Origin of the sequence: Aeoliella straminimaris, assembly GCF_024054565.1 — a bacterium.
Taxonomy (GTDB): Bacteria; Planctomycetota; Planctomycetia; order Pirellulales; family Lacipirellulaceae; genus Aeoliella; species Aeoliella straminimaris.
This window is the reverse complement of record NZ_JAMXLR010000092.1, coordinates 51,868-66,629: the sequence shown is the minus strand read 5'-3', so window position 1 is coordinate 66,629 and position 14,762 is coordinate 51,868. Positions and strand designations below refer to the sequence as shown.

At 59.7% G+C, this 14,762-nt stretch carries 14 protein-coding genes; 7 read left to right on the top strand and 7 right to left on the bottom strand.

Annotated elements, in window-relative coordinates; all coding sequences use genetic code 11:
• Window positions 1-22: 22 nt before the first annotated feature.
• The 5 genes from mtnB to uvrB all read left to right on the top strand — a co-directional run bounded on the left by mtnB (window position 23) and on the right by uvrB (window position 5,107).
• Window positions 23-733 carry a methylthioribulose 1-phosphate dehydratase gene (gene mtnB, locus NG895_RS26125; protein ID WP_252855506.1) on the top strand — a complete coding sequence of 237 codons (711 nt, stop codon included), beginning with the start codon at window positions 23-25 and terminating at the stop codon, window positions 731-733.
• A 42-nt stretch (window positions 734-775) separates the two neighbouring features.
• The gene (locus tag NG895_RS26120; protein ID WP_252855505.1) at window positions 776-1,357 is read left to right on the top strand and encodes a 1,2-dihydroxy-3-keto-5-methylthiopentene dioxygenase; all 582 of its coding nucleotides are present in this window, start codon (window positions 776-778) and stop codon (window positions 1,355-1,357) included.
• Window positions 1,354-2,052 (top strand): acireductone synthase, encoded by a 699-nt coding sequence (gene mtnC, locus NG895_RS26115; RefSeq protein ID WP_252855504.1) that lies wholly within the window; start codon window positions 1,354-1,356, stop codon window positions 2,050-2,052. Before NG895_RS26120 ends, mtnC begins: the two co-directional genes overlap by 4 nt.
• Before the next feature lie 45 nt (window positions 2,053-2,097).
• Window positions 2,098-2,931 carry a TerC family protein gene (locus tag NG895_RS26110; protein WP_252855503.1) on the top strand — a complete coding sequence of 278 codons (834 nt, stop codon included), beginning with the start codon at window positions 2,098-2,100 and terminating at the stop codon, window positions 2,929-2,931.
• 64 nt (window positions 2,932-2,995) lie between these two features.
• Complete coding sequence (gene uvrB / locus NG895_RS26105) at window positions 2,996-5,107, top strand: excinuclease ABC subunit UvrB (protein ID WP_252855502.1); 2,112 nt, start codon at window positions 2,996-2,998, stop codon at window positions 5,105-5,107.
• A gap of 5 nt (window positions 5,108-5,112) precedes the next feature.
• Here uvrB and NG895_RS26100 read toward each other — a convergent pair whose 3' ends face one another.
• From NG895_RS26100 to NG895_RS26080, 5 genes are all read right to left on the bottom strand, one after another.
• Window positions 5,113-6,582 carry a sulfatase gene (locus tag NG895_RS26100; protein WP_252855501.1) on the bottom strand — a complete coding sequence of 490 codons (1,470 nt, stop codon included), beginning with the start codon at window positions 6,580-6,582 and terminating at the stop codon, window positions 5,113-5,115.
• A gap of 26 nt (window positions 6,583-6,608) precedes the next feature.
• Window positions 6,609-7,175: a LemA family protein gene (locus NG895_RS26095; RefSeq protein WP_252855500.1), complete on the bottom strand. Its 567-nt coding sequence runs from the start codon at window positions 7,173-7,175 to the stop codon at window positions 6,609-6,611.
• Between the two features lie 9 nt (window positions 7,176-7,184).
• Entirely contained in the window at window positions 7,185-7,898 is a 714-nt protein-coding gene (locus NG895_RS26090) for a DUF3137 domain-containing protein (RefSeq protein WP_252855499.1), read from the bottom strand.
• Between the two features lie 321 nt (window positions 7,899-8,219).
• Window positions 8,220-8,765, bottom strand: a complete 546-nt coding sequence (locus NG895_RS26085; protein ID WP_252855498.1) for a PEP-CTERM sorting domain-containing protein — start codon at window positions 8,763-8,765, stop codon at window positions 8,220-8,222.
• A 507-nt stretch (window positions 8,766-9,272) separates the two neighbouring features.
• Window positions 9,273-9,731, bottom strand: coding sequence for a dihydrofolate reductase (locus NG895_RS26080; protein WP_252855497.1), 459 nt, complete (start codon window positions 9,729-9,731; stop codon window positions 9,273-9,275).
• 113 nt (window positions 9,732-9,844) lie between these two features.
• Between NG895_RS26080 and NG895_RS26075 the strand changes: the two genes are divergently transcribed.
• Both NG895_RS26075 and NG895_RS26070 read left to right on the top strand, forming a co-directional pair.
• Window positions 9,845-11,116, top strand: a complete 1,272-nt coding sequence (locus NG895_RS26075; protein ID WP_252855496.1) for a valine--pyruvate transaminase — start codon at window positions 9,845-9,847, stop codon at window positions 11,114-11,116.
• 104 nt (window positions 11,117-11,220) lie between these two features.
• Window positions 11,221-11,826: a DUF7691 family protein gene (locus NG895_RS26070; RefSeq protein WP_252855495.1), complete on the top strand. Its 606-nt coding sequence runs from the start codon at window positions 11,221-11,223 to the stop codon at window positions 11,824-11,826.
• A gap of 12 nt (window positions 11,827-11,838) precedes the next feature.
• Here NG895_RS26070 and NG895_RS26065 read toward each other — a convergent pair whose 3' ends face one another.
• Both NG895_RS26065 and NG895_RS26060 read right to left on the bottom strand, forming a co-directional pair.
• Window positions 11,839-13,107, bottom strand: a complete 1,269-nt coding sequence (locus tag NG895_RS26065) for a tetratricopeptide repeat protein (protein WP_252855494.1) — start codon at window positions 13,105-13,107, stop codon at window positions 11,839-11,841.
• A 95-nt stretch (window positions 13,108-13,202) separates the two neighbouring features.
• A complete protein-coding gene (locus NG895_RS26060) occupies window positions 13,203-14,558 on the bottom strand; it encodes an AAA family ATPase (RefSeq protein ID WP_252855493.1) in 1,356 nt (451 codons plus the stop codon).
• Window positions 14,559-14,762: the final 204 nt, after the last annotated feature.

The following is a 14,762-nucleotide window of genomic DNA, read 5'->3' as shown; positions in this document are numbered from 1 at the left end:
CCCCCTACCTGTTGCCACACGCATGGCTGGACGCACCACTACCGTCGACATCGATCCGGCCCAACTGGAGCGGGAACTGGCCGCTAGCGCCGAGGCGTTGCGCACCAGTATCGACGGACTGCGCGACACAGGGCGGATGCTGCACGGCCGCGGATGGTCGCTGGGCACCAGCAGTAATTACAGCGTGGTGCTCGATCGAGAACCACTTGAGTTGTTGCTCACTGCCAGCGGTAAGGATAAGGGGCGCCTGGACCGCACCGACTTCGTGCGTGTGGACGCCCGTGGGCATCGTATCCAGCGTCCCGACGACCGGTTCGGCGCCGACAACAAACCCTCGGCCGAGACACTGCTACACGTCGTCCTGGCCGAACTACCCGAAACCGGCGCGGTCCTGCACACCCATTCGGTGTGGGCCACGCTACTCTCGGATCGCTACTTCGAGGAAGGCGGGCTCGAGATCGAGGGCTTCGAGATGCTCAAGGGCCTCGAAGGCATCACCACGCACGAAACCAAGAAGTGGGTTCCCATCTTCGACAACACGCAGGATATTGCCGCCCTGGCGGAGGAGGTGCGGCCCAGGCTGCACGACCCGGAAAATCCCCTGGAGCATGGCTTCCTGATTCGCAAACACGGGCTCTACACCTGGGGCCGCGATTTGGCCGCCGCCAGGCGTCACATCGAAGTTTTCGAGTTCCTGTTCGAGTGCCTCGGACGGCAGGAATTCGGCACCTAGCCGTATCGTCGCCGACCATCACCAATTAACCGATAGATATCTATGGCAACCATTACCGTCGCGGATACCAAACAGCGAATCGATGATCCGACGGCCATCGAGCAATTCCTGGCACCTTATGGCATCTGGTACGAAAATTGGCCAGTTGCCGGTCGGCTGGCCGAAGACGCCTCGGCCGAGGACATCCTCGCCGAGTACGCGCCGGAGATCGAGCGACTCAAGCAGCGCGGCGGATTCGTCACCGCCGACGTGATTAACGTCTCGCCCGAGACGCCCAATCTCGACACGATGCTCGCCAAGTTCGACAAGGAACACACGCACAGCGAAGACGAGGTGCGGTTCACGGTCGAAGGGCGTGGCGTGTTCTGGGTGCGACCGGACGAAGGGAGCGTCTTCTCGATCGAGGTCGAGACGGGCGACCTGATCAATGTGCCGGCCGGCACCAAGCACTGGTTCCACCTGTGCAACGACCGCCGCATCCGTTGCATTCGCCTGTTTGAAGACCCCAGCGGCTGGACTCCCGAGTACATCGAACAGGGCGTGCACGGTGAGCATCCACCGGTTTGCTGGGGGCCGAATTATGTCGCGGGCCAATCGAACGTGAAGCCGGTGGTGGAGCTGTGATCAACTTCTCCGGCCGCGCCATTCTGCTGGACGTCGAAGGAACCACCTCGGCAGTGGCCTACGTGTACGACGTGATGTTTCCTTTCGCCAGCCGTGGACTGACAGCGTACCTGGATGCCAACTGGGGCTCCCCTGCCCTGGCCGGTGTGCGCGAGCAAGTCGCCAACGATACAGAGGTCCCCGCAGCGGCGACCGATCGCGACACGTTCGAGCAAGAGATCACGCGACTGATGGATTCCGACGTCAAGGCCACCGGACTTAAACAGCTTCAAGGCCTGATCTGGGAAGCCGGCTTCAAGAGCGGGGAGCTGGTGGCCCACGTGTTCAATGACGTCCCGCCGGCGCTGGAGCGGTGGCACAACGCGGGCCTCGACCTGCGGGTCTATTCGTCCGGCAGCATTCACGCTCAGAAGCTCTTCTTCGGCCACACCACCGCGGGCAATCTCCTGCCGCAATTCAGTGGCCACTACGACACCCAGATCGGCGGTAAGCGCGAATCGGAAAGTTATCAGCGAATCGCCCAAGATTGGAAAGTAAAGCCCGAAGACATCCTGTTCCTCAGCGACGTGGTGGCCGAACTCGATGCTGCTCGCGAAGCCGGTATGCAAACGGGGTTGTGTATGCGACCAGGAAACGCGGATGTGGAACCTGGCCACGGGCACCAGGAGCTTGTGAGTTTTGACGAAATCAGTTAGCCAGGCACCACTAATAGTCTGCTCACGCGGCCCCACCTTGTGAACATGGAAGAACTATTCACCCTTCAAAGCCTGGCTGCTCTGGCGACGCTGTCGATCCTGGAAATTGTCCTGGGTATCGACAATATCGTTTTCCTGGCCATCCTGACCGGTAAACTGCCGGAAGAGTCGCAGCCCAAGGCGCGAGTGCTGGGCCTGTTGCTGGCGGCGGTGGGACGGGTGGTGCTGCTGTTGGCCATCTCGTGGGTGATCACGCTCGATGACTACATCGTGGTAACGCTGCCGCTCGACCTGCCCGGCGTGCCGGCGGGGACGCACGAGTTAAGCCCCGACGAAGTGGCTGAAGCCAACCGCGGCGAGACACCGCTGTCGGTGAAGGACCTGATACTCATCACTGGTGGATTGTTCCTGCTGGCCAAGAGCACGCTCGAAATTGGCCATGACATTGAAGGTGGTGCCCATTCTTCTGGCCCCACGCCGCGCAAGGCGTTCTTCGCCGTGCTGCTGCAAATCGTGGCGATCGACATGGTGTTCTCGCTCGACAGTGTGCTGACGGCCGTCGGCATGGTGAACCCCGACGAGTACCAACACTACTGGGCCGCGCTCACCATCATGATCACGGCCGTGATGCTTGCGATTATCGTGATGATGGTCTTCAGCGGACCGATTTCGAAGTTCGTGAACAACCATCCGAGTGTCAAAATGCTGGCGCTCGCCTTCCTGATTCTGATTGGCGTGGTGCTGGTGGCCGAAGGGCTGCACTCGCACGTGCCCCGCGGCTACATCTATTTTTCCATGGGTTTCTCGCTGTTCGTCGAGATGCTCAACCTGCGGGCTTCGGCCCGCCGAGAAGCCGCCGCGGCCGAATCTGCTGGCTGATTCGGCACCAGGACGGTAGAATGCGGGACTGGCCCCAGCCCTCGATCCACCAGTGGGAAGCACCATGCCGCAATTTCAACTCACCAGTGAATTCGAGCCCGCCGGCGATCAGCCAGGCGCCATCAAGCAGTTGGTCGAGGGACTGAAACAAGGTCGCCGTGAGCAATGCCTGATGGGCGTCACCGGTTCGGGCAAAACTTTCACCATGGCAAACATCATCCAGCAACTGCAGCGGCCCGCGCTGGTACTATCGCACAACAAGACGCTCGCCGCGCAGTTGTACGGTGAATTCAAGGACTTTTTCCCCCACAACGCGGTCAGCTACTTCGTCAGCTACTACGACTACTACCAGCCCGAGGCCTACATCCCACAGCGGGACATCTACATCGAGAAAGACGCCTCGATCAATGAGGAAATCGATCGCATGCGGCTGGCGACAACCAGTTCGCTGGTGAGTCGTCGGGACGTTATCGTCGTGGCCAGCGTCAGTTGCATCTACGGTTTGGGCTCGCCGGAAGACTACAAGCAGATGATGATCGGCCTGGCCATTGGCGATGTGATCGAGCGGGACGACGTGCTCGCCAAGCTGATTGACATTCAATACGAACGCAAGGACTTCGATCCCGAGCGGGGCAAATTCCGTGTGCGGGGCGACTCGGTCGAGATCTGGCCCAGCTACGAGGAGTTCGCTTACCGCATCGAGTTCTGGGGCGACGAGATCGAGGCCCTCTCGATTATCGACCCCACCAGCGGCACCGTAATCGACAAGCTGCAGCAGGTTTACATCTACCCCGCCAAGCACTTCGTGCTGCCCGAGGAACGCATCGAGAACGCGGTCGACCAGATCCGCAAGGAACTATCCGGGCGGTTGCAGCTCTTCAAAGAGCAAGGCAAGATGCTCGAGGCGCAGCGGCTCAACGCGCGAACCCGGTACGACATCGAGATGATGCTCGAGATGGGGTACTGCCCGGGAATCGAAAACTACAGCCAGCCGCTATCCGGCCGGCCGCCTGGCTCGCCGCCGAACACGCTGTTCGACTTCTTTCCGGACGACTATCTGCTGTTTATCGACGAGTCGCACGCCACGATTCCCCAAATTGGCGCCATGTACAACGGCGACCGGGCTCGGAAGACAACACTCGTCGAGCACGGCTTTCGCTTGCCCAGCGCGCTGGACAACCGACCGCTGAAGTTCGACGAGTGGCACCAACGGGCTCAACAGGCCGTGTACGTCTCCGCCACGCCAGGTAAATGGGAACTCGAACAAACCGGCGGCGAAGTGGTCGAGCAAGTGGTCCGCCCCACCGGCCTGCTCGACCCCGTGATCGAAGTGGTGCCGGCTCGCGGGCAGGTGCCCCACCTGTTGGAGCAGATCAAAGAGCGAGCCGCCTCCGGCGAGCGGGTGCTGGTCACCACACTCACCAAGCGTTTGGCTGAGGATCTTTCGGCTTACCTCAACGATCATGGCGTGTTGTGCAAGTGGCTGCACAGCGAGCTGGACGCCTTCGAACGGGTGGAGCTGTTGCGCGACCTGCGGCAGGGACGGTTCGAGGCCCTGGTGGGAGTGAATCTGCTGCGGGAAGGCTTGGACCTACCCGAGGTGTCGCTTGTGGCGATTCTCGACGCCGACAAGGAGGGCTTCCTGCGAAGTGAAACGTCGCTGATGCAGACCATCGGCCGGGCTGCCCGAAATGTGAACTCGAAGGTCATCCTGTACGCCGACAAGGTGACCGACAGCATGCAGCGTTCTATCGACGAAACGGAACGACGTCGCAAACTGCAGAAGGAATATAATGACGAGCATGGAATCACGCCGCAAACTATTAAGAAGGCGATTCGCGCCGGCATCGAAGCCGAGCAGGAGGCCCACGCCGCGGCGAACGCCAAGGTAGGCCGCAGCGACGAAACGCAGTACATCACCGAGGAGTATATCACCGAGCTCGAAAAGGAAATGTACGAGGCGGCCGAGGCAATGGAGTTCGAACGAGCGGCCGCCATTCGCGATCGCATCGGCCAGATGCGGGACAGCATCGGCCAACCGGTCGACTCGGTGAAGGAACGTAAAGGCAAAGTGAAACGCGGCCGCCGGGGCTCCACCCAACGCAACGCCCCCGACGGCGAAGGGGGTTCACGCCGGGCCACGGGGCGGATCCCCAAGCCGAAGCGTGGGGTGTGAGGCGGTCAGTTCTTGCGAAGATAGGGCTTGGTCGCACGGCTCTCGAGCTGAGAGTCTATCGCTGCCGAATCGAGTGGCTGGCTGTTGCTGCGGTTGTACCAAATATCTGCTTTTGCTTCGTCATAGTCGGTGTTTTCGGTTGGCATGCGAGCGCCAACCCTCGTCCGCCACGCGGCGAGTTCATCCCTCAACTGGCTCGCCTGTTCCGGCTCGGCCGCAGCTAAGTTCTTTGTTTCGCCGATGTCGCTCGCCAGGTCGTACAGTTCCACAGAGCCATCTTCCAGCCATTCGATCAGCTTGTAATCGCCCGAACGAACTGCACTCGCCGGCCTGCTGTGGTGATAGTGAGGATAGTGGAAGTAGAGCGCGGGGCGTTCGAGCGAACTACTCGGTTGTCGGAACACCCCCGTCAGGTCCTCTCCATCGAGCGTCTGGTCGGGTGGGTCGACTTCCGCAATGGCACAGAACGTTGGCAGCATATCCCAACTGGCAGCCGGCTGACGGCAAACGCTGCGAGGTGGAGTCACGCCAGGCCAACGGACGATCATGGGGACGCGAATTCCCCCCTCGTACAGCGTGCCCTTTTCACTCCGCAAAGGAGCGTTGGTCGAAACAACCTGCCCTCTGCCTGTATAGACTTGTCGCAGGCCACCGTTGTCGGAGGTGAAAATCACGACCGTGTTGTTTGCCATTTGCAAACGGTCGAGTTCGTCCAGAAGTCGGCCGATTTGTACGTCTAGATCCTCGATCATCGCTGCGTAGACGGGATGGTTCACACCTTCGCTGGGCTTTTGCTTCTTCTTGTACTTCTCAACGGTTTCGTTCTGCGCCTGGATCGGTATATGTACGGCCCGGTGGGACAGATGAAGGAAAAACGGACTCTCGCTTTGCTTCTGCTGTTGCACGAACCAAATGGCTTGATCGGTCAGTCGCACCATGTCCTTTGGCCCAGCCTTTCGACCCTTCGACCACTGCTTGAACTCAGGTCCCAGGTTCGAGGCTGTCGTTTCGTATCCATGAGCCGCAGGCGAGTGCTCCGCCCCGCGTCCGAGGTGCCACTTTCCAAAATAGGCGGTGTTGTAGCCTGCTCGGCCAAGCACTTCGCCGGGGGTCGTAAGTTCATGATCCAGATGATCGGGCATGGGAGGTACGACTAGTCTGGCGAACGGCTTCCAATGCCCCGGAAGAAAGTCGGTGATTCCAACCCGCGCCGAATTCTGTCCCGATTCGATCGTGGCCCGCGTCGAAGAGCAAACAGGGGTTGCATAGAAGTCCGTGAAGCGAACACTTTGTTCGGCCAGTTGATCGATGCGCGGCGTCTCGTGAAACACGTGGCCGTAGCAGCCCAGGTCGGGCCATCCCATGTCGTCGATCAGAATGAAGACGATGTTGGGCCTTGCTTCCTTGCCCGATAGATCCGCAGAGCCGAGGGCGAGAACCGCAACCATCACAGCACTTAACAGATTTCGGATCATAGTTGGTGCTTTCCTGTTTCCTCGACCTATTGCATCGACACGCTTACCGGTCCGGCGGCGTCGGCAGTGCTCTCGAAGTACTCGCCCGCTTCAAAACCCGACATCCCCGCAACGATGCTGGTGGGGAACGACTCGCGGAGCTGGTTCATATCGCGAACATTGCCGTTGTAGAAGCGGCGAGCGGCGGCGATGCGGTCTTCGGTGAGTGCGAGCTCTTGCTGCAACGCCAAGAAATGGGCGCTCGCCTTGAGGTCGGGATAGGCCTCGGCCACGGCGTATAATTTCCTCAGGCCCAGTTCCAGATCGCGTTCGTCTCGTCCCTGACTGCTGACCGAGCCATGGTTGGCCGCCGCTCGGTTGCGGAGTTCGGTCACTTCGCGGAGCACTTCGCGCTCGTGCTGGGCGTAGCCTTTCACCGTAGCGACCAGGTTGGGGATCAACTCGTACCGCCGCTGCAGTTCTACGTCGATATCACTCCAGCTTTCGCGGAGATGCTGCTTGAGTCGCGTGAAGCGATTGAACACAGCCACGTACCAGCCGAGCGGCACCAGCAGCACCATGGCGATGACAGCCAGGGGGATGAACGCTTCCATGGTGTGGCATTACCTCGCTGAACGGGACCGAAGGTCGGCAAGCAGGTGCCGAGGCCACTGACTGAGCCATCGCTCGCACCAGTTTACCTGATAGTCTATCTCCGCCACCTCCCAACAGCGATTTTCGCCTTTCAGGCAAAACACGCCGTGTTCGATCTCGAAGGGCTCCGGCGGCGAGGCCAGCATGAACTCCATCATCCGTGGGTGCATCAGGTCGTAGGCAAAGCGTTTGTCCGACGACTGCACGTGGAACTTGCGGCTGAACTCCTCGGATTCGAAGTCGATGTCGTCGAAACCGACCAGCGAAACCAGGCTATCAAAGATACCTTCGGGCCGCACCGCCAACTGGGGCAGCCCCGGGAACGGCAATTCCATCAACAGGAAACTGAAACGATAGGTAGTGGTGTGGCGGCTTTTCCCAGAGCCGCTGGTCACCTTGTAGGTGTAGTCGCCCACCGTGCATGGCCACGCCTGGCCTTCGATCTGAAGAGAGCCGTGAAGCAGGTTATAGGCGGAGCGAGAGTGCCCGTGGGTAAAGCAGCTGAACTGCCGATACGTGCTATCCCAGCGGGAATCAGTGCGGGGGTCGAACCGCCATCCCCTCTGCTGCGCCCACGAGGCTAGCGCCTCGCGTCGCTTCTTGGCCTGCAAGTACGAATAGTACGCCAGCAGGGCGAACACCACGATGACAACGGGAACGATGATGAACAGTAAGTCAGGCAAACTTCTGGCAGCGGGAAAAAACCTGGAGGCCGGGCAACGAACAATTCCACGCCGAAGTATTCGCCAATGACGAGCACTTCTTGGATGGATTATGCTCCAGTTTAACAAAAACTGATTGCTCTGCCTGCGGCAGGCGGCATCCCGATGTTACTTCCGTCTCTAACGCTGCGACCAATGCGTTTCCGCAGCGATTCACCACAGGCAAGCGTTGACCTCGAGAAAGCACGAGACGTCCACCGTGCTCTCATGCCGAATGACGATGTGGGGACAAGCCAGCGGATGGTCGCCTGCCATCCGACGTCCTGACCAACAACTACCCATCTAACACCGCCGGCGATAGAGCATCAGGCCTGCCAGGCCACAGAACGCCAGGAGCATGCCTGTCGATGGCTCGGGCACCAAGATAAACTGGATACGGTTGGCGACATTGAACGTGCCTGGACCGAAATTGCCATCGGTCGCATCCACGTCCAGTGTGTTGACCACGGTGCCATTTTCCCAGGCGTATCCGTCGAAGTTCCACCGCGTCTCTACTCCATTGGCGTCACCGTGGCCATCGTGCCGAACCAGCATGACGAGGTCGTCGCCTGGTGTGTACGTGTAAGGGGTATCGAACTCGAAGACAAAGCTGAACTCCGCTTCAACGTCCATGGCGTTGCTTTCAAAGCTGCCGAGCGGAATCGTCGCTGGCCCGGAACGGACCAAGACGGGAGAGCTCATGTTGTCGGCAAATGTAGCAGACGTCAGACCATTGGCGGCAACCGATGCAACTGAAGGCTGAGCAAGCGTTATGTCGTAGCGGCCAAAATCTAAATCGCCAAGCGCGGGATAGTCGACATCGCCAACAGCGGGAAGGCGGAAGGACATGCCAACGATCTTTCTGGGAGATTCGATGCTATCGAAGAAGGAACTGTCGTAGAACTGCTGCAGTACGCGATCGGATTCGCGGCTCAGTGAAGAAAACCCACTGGCTGGGAGACCTTCTCCCGTGATGACTGTTGCAGCCAGTCCAAGACGTGGCACACCAAGCATGGCCAGCAGAACGAATCCACTACACAAATTCCTAGCAAGTCCACTCATAAGACCGCACCCCACAGCAAGAGCACTAAGTGAAACAGAAAAGCGAGCAAACGCCCCCAGACTATTAGTCGTCATCGCCGTCTGCAGTGTACATACGGTATTTGGGGGTGTCAACGAAACCAAACATCCGGTCACCGATGCTAACTGCCGCTGCAGTATCACCACCATCGAGACCGGAGCGAGCCAGACGATCCGCCTCTGCGTTGCGGTTAAAACTGCGCACCAACACTCGTCCCTCCCGCCAAATGGTGCAGGGAGCAATGGCTCCGCCTCCTCAGGTGCGGACCACTCTTTTCACCGCCGCACCCAGCGGCGGAACAAGTACCGCTCCTCGTTCCGCTCTTCGGCAACCTTCCACTCGAAAGCGTCGAACTCCGGGAAATAGGTGTCGCCTTCGTACTCGCCCTTGATGGTCGAAAGCAACATTTCGGTGACCAGCGGGATGGTCTGCTGGTAGACCTCCGCTCCACCACAACTAAAGATCGGCTTGCCGAAGGCCTTGGCGGCGTCCAGGGCCTCGGGCAGGTTCTGGCACACGGTTGCGCCGGTGGCCGGCCTGGACGAGTGGCTAAGCACCACGATGTGGGCCGCCGTTACGTCGGCGCCGAATATTTCGAAACTCCGCCGGCCCATCAGCACCGTGGCGCCGCGGACGAACTCCAGGTACTGCTCGTACTCCTCCGGCACGTTCCAGGGCATGCCGGCTGCCTGGCCGATAACTCGATTTTCGCTCATAGCGGCGATGATCTTCATACTTTTTGCAATTCCTGGGGCGAACCTTGACAAGTAGCGCCGGCTCCATGGGATAATAAAGGTTTGTCTGCACGTTGCGATTTCCTGTTAGTCATATTCAATCCACGCTATTCATGCACCTCCAACTTTCGAAGACGGGTCAAAGACTTTCCGGCCACAGCGGCATTGTCGAATTGATGGACGACCTGGGGACGGCCCTGGCCGGCGCAGCCGGGACCAATTTGCGAATGCTGGGAGGAGGAAATCCGGCCCACGTGCCCGAGGTGCAAGCCGTGTGGCGCGAGCGACTGCAGGCCATCGTCAACGACACCAAGTTCTGCGACCGCATGCTGGCAAACTACGACGGTCCAGCGGGAAATCCCCGGTTTCGCGAGTCGTTTGCGGCCTCCCTGCGGGAAATCTATGGGTGGGACGTCGGGCCCGACAACATCGCCATCACCAACGGTGGGCAAACCGCATTCTTCTTTCTTTTCACCCTGCTGGCTGGTGACATGCCCGATGGCACCTTCCGCAAGGTGCTGCTGCCAATTGTGCCAGAGTACATTGGCTATTCGGACCAGCAGGTTACCGAAGGCATTTTTCAGAGCTACCGCCCGCGAATCGATCACCTCGACAAGCACTCGTTCAAGTATCGCATCGACTTCGATGCGCTCGAGGTTACGGACTCCACAGCCGCCATCTGTGTCAGCCGCCCCACGAATCCGACGGGTAACGTGCTGACCGACGAGGAAGTGGCTCATCTGGCCACCTTGGCCGCCGAGCGAGAGATTCCACTGATCATCGACAATGCTTACGGCGAGCCCTATCCCGCCGCAGTATTCGAACCGATTCAGCCCGTTTGGAACCCCGGCATGGTAATGAGCTTCAGCCTGTCGAAGCTCGGCCTGCCTGGCACGAGAACCGGCATCGTGCTGGCTGACGAAGAAATCGCCAGTCGCATCCGTACGATGACCGGCATCGTCGGCCTGGCAAACAACAATATCGGCCAAGCGATGGTCGAACCAATGTTGCGCAGCGGCCAACTGCTGCAACTGTCCCGCGAGGTGATCCGCCCCTACTACCAGGCGAAGTCTCAACTGGCTCAGCAGATGATCGCTCGGCACTTTGGCGACGATTTCCCCTACCTGGTCCACCGCAGCGAAGGTGCGTTTTTCCTGTGGCTCTGGTTCCCCGAGTTACCAATCGCCACCCGCGAGCTGTACGCACGCCTGAAGGAACGGGGCGTACTGATCGTGCCGGGCGAGTACTTCTTCTTTGGTCAGGACGACCTCAGCGACTGGCCACACAGCCGACAATGCATTCGCATGACCTTCTCGCAGGCGGAAGAGGTTGTCGACAGCGGCATCCAGATTATTGCGGACGAACTTCGCAAGCTGCACGGCTAAGCGGCTTCGCCGCAATACACGGCCAGTAGCTTGACGGCCTACCACGGTGGCCCTATCGTGACCCCAGTCACTCTTCCACGCTTCTCAGGGTCAGGGGGCCATCCATGTCGACTCGCACGCAATTGTATGCCGTCTCTTCCATCGAACCCATTCGTGCTGCGATCGGCAGTAACGACAACGAACTGGTCGAAGCGATCGTGACCAAGGAAAGAGAGACTCTTCAGGAGGATTACGACGAAGACGAACAAGACGAGCTGGAAGAAGAATTGGAAGAGTTTCGCGAAATGGTCGAAGAAATGATCCTGGGCACGCCACCGAAAAACGAGCCAGGCTGCTGGGCGCTCTTGTTCGAACATCTCGCGAGTCATCTGAAACTGGATCCCGCAGAGCTTCCCCTGGACGACTGGAAGCACAGCCACGTGTGGGAATCGTACCGAGGATTAGTCGACGATCACGTCAGCAAACCATCGAAGGCGAGCCTCCGCCACCTGGACGACGGAAGACCACTCAAGGGGCGGGGCATCGACTACGATGGTTGCGTCTTCGGCTGGCTCTCTGCGGAGGAAGCCGCCGAGCTATGCGAAAGTATCTCGCAGCTCGATTCTTCGGTAATCAAGGAAGACGATCTGCGAGATTTTCATACCGAGCTGGTGGAAAGTCTCTCGCAAGCAAAGTCGAAAGGCGCTGCTGTGTGGATGGGTGCCCAATAGACTGATTGGCCGTTACCGTTGCCATCGCTGAGTGGCCAGGATGTTGGTCCCGATCAACGTGCCCAACACCGAGATGCCGAGAACCTGCCCCATCAGTTGCACGAGTCCGTCGGGCAGATTCAGGGAGGTGAACAGATACACGCAGAGCGTTACGCTTATCAGGCCCAGCACGGCAGAGGCCCCCTGCAGGATGCGGCGAGGTTTCTTGGGCGCAAACTTGAAGCTCATCGCCAGCGGCAGCGCGGGAGCGCCAATCAACAGAGCCAAGGAGGCAAACACCGATTGCCCCGTGGCGAAGAACGCGCCAAGCAATACCGTCACCAGCACGACGAGTATCGTAACGATGGCGCCCTCCCGCTTCTCTTGCGGCGTTAGCGCCAGACGCCCGAAGGGGTGCAGTAGCAGCGCGGTATCGGCCAACGGTTTGGCGAACCAGGTGGCCAGCGCAAACAAGATGTACAGGATCAGGAATGGCGCAACGAAGGGTGCGATCGATGGGTTGTTCCTCGCGATGCTACCCAGCACGCGATAGATCAGGTAGAGGCCGATGATGATGCCCCACTGCGCGCCGGCGGCTTTGGTCTGCATCCAAATGAAATAGTTCAACACCCAGCGATAGAACGGCACCTTGGCCTTCAGCGTCTCCAGCACTCCCACGCGGGCGACTTCCAAGTCGGGATCGAGCCGCAATGCCTCGCGAAAGTGCAGTTCGGCCTCCTTCAACTCGCCGCGCTGCAGATGAGTCCACCCCAGGTTGGCGTGGGAATAGGGATCGTCGGGATCGACTTCGAGGGCCTGCCGCAACTCCTGCGTGGCGGTCTGCGTATCGCCCTGCGCGCGGCGGGCGTGCGAGCGAACGTTAATCGCACCGACATGCTCGGGGTCGATTTCCAGGGCCGCGTCGCAATCGGCCAGCGCCTTACCCCACTTCTTCATCTGCGAGTAGACTAACGCCCTGGTCGCATAGTAGTCGGCATTCTGCGGAGCCATCTGGATAGTCTCATCCATGGACTTCAGTGCCGCCGGCAGATCGTTACGGGCAAGTTGAATTCGTGCCACCAGATGCCGGATGTCGGCCGAGTCGGGCGCCAACGCCAGCGCCTGTTGCCCGAGTTCCTCGGCCTTGGCAAAGTCGTCCTGCGCTGCCTTGCAGGCCCCTAACAGTGCATAAGCCCAGGGCTCATGGGGATCGACCTGCAAGGCCATGCCCAACTCGCGCTCCGCATCGGCATAGCGAGAGCGTTGGTAAAGCATCTGGGCACGTTGGATATGGGGATTCATAGGGTGCGAAGCAAGTCGTTGGGAAATGGATTGGCGGGCGATCCTAGTAAGCCGCACTCTCTGGTGCGATTACCACATGGATGGTGGGGGTACTCTTATTTCTCCAACCACTTCAGCACATCGTCATACAAACCGCCCTGGTTGGCGTAGAGGGCGTAGTTGCGGGCGGAGGAAAACCACTCCTGCGTAGTCGCGCGGTGCGATTTGATGGCGCGCTGCAGGTCCTTGCCGGTAATCGGCTGGGGTGGTCCGCCCTTTTTGATCGACTCGGTCAGCTTCGCTTCGATCGCCAGGTCGAGAATCGCCTTCAGGTCGGCGCCGGAGTACTTGGGGGTCTTCTTCGCCAGATAGTTGTAATCGATATCGCGGGTTGGCTTGTCCTGGCAGTGCAATCGCAGGATGTCGGCGCGGGCCGGCTCGTCGGGCGGAGGAACGAACAGGACGCGATCGAAACGTCCCGGGCGACGGAATGCCGGATCGACGTGCCACGGCGCATTCGTGGCGGCCAGCACCAGGACGCCATCGTTGGAATGCTCGGCCCCGTCGAGTTCGGCCAGAAACTGATTGATCAGCTTCCTGCCCGAACCACTGTTCATGTCCGAGCGTTTCCCTCCCAGCGCGTCGACCTCGTCGAAGAATAGCACGCAGGGGGCGTTGTCTCGCGCTTGCTCGAACACCTGATGCAACCGCTTTTCGCTATTGCCCATCCACATGTCGAGCACGTCGTTGATACCGATGGAAAGAAAACCTGCATCGATCTCACCGGCCGTCGCTCGAGCCAGGTAGGTTTTGCCACACCCAGGCGGGCCATACATCATGATTCCCCCGCCCAGAGATTTGCCGTACGCCTGGTAGACTTCCGGGTGCTCGAGCGGGTAGATAATCTTGACGCGAATCTCTTCCTTCAACTCCGACATACCGCCCACGTTGTCGAAGCGAACCTTGGGGCGTTCGAGTTCGGTCTCGAAATCGTCGTCACCGCCGGCCGCTCGATCACGCACGCGACCTTCGAACAATTCGTCCTGGCCGTCCTGATAGCCTTGCGGAGAGACGCCCAAACGACTGGACAGTTCCTCATCGGCCGCGTCGGGATCGATCTCGAGCGCCTGCTTGTACCGCATCACGGCATCCTCGACATGCCCCTCGCCAAGCAACAGCCGGGCATACAAGACGCATGCCTGGGCGGGCGAATTAGCTTGATCGACAAGCGACTCGAGTATCACGGCCGCCTGGCTCGGTCGCCCCGATTGATAGTACGCGTCGGCCAAAGCGAGTTGCAGATCTGTATCGGCGGGCGAACCTTCCAGCAGCTTGCGGTATTCGTCCACCGCCTCGTCGTATCGAGCCAAGCCGGCCAGGGTGTCGGCCAAGTGTCGACGCAATGGTGCATTTTCCGGCGAAACGGCTAAAGCGGCGCGCAGCGGGGCAACGGGGTCGGATTCGGGAGGCATCAGGACCTTTCCGTGGGTCTCAAGTGGATAAACTCGTCAGATTCTACCCGCTGCCGCTGGCAAATGCGAACGGTGCATCGTTCGCTTTGTGCGTGGAAACTTCCAGGAAACCGATGGGGCCATGGCCAGATTGTTCCTGGTTTGCTGCCTTGGAATGCAAGCGATGCGGTTGGTCTGTGAGCGGAGGGAGCGACTGTGCCATTT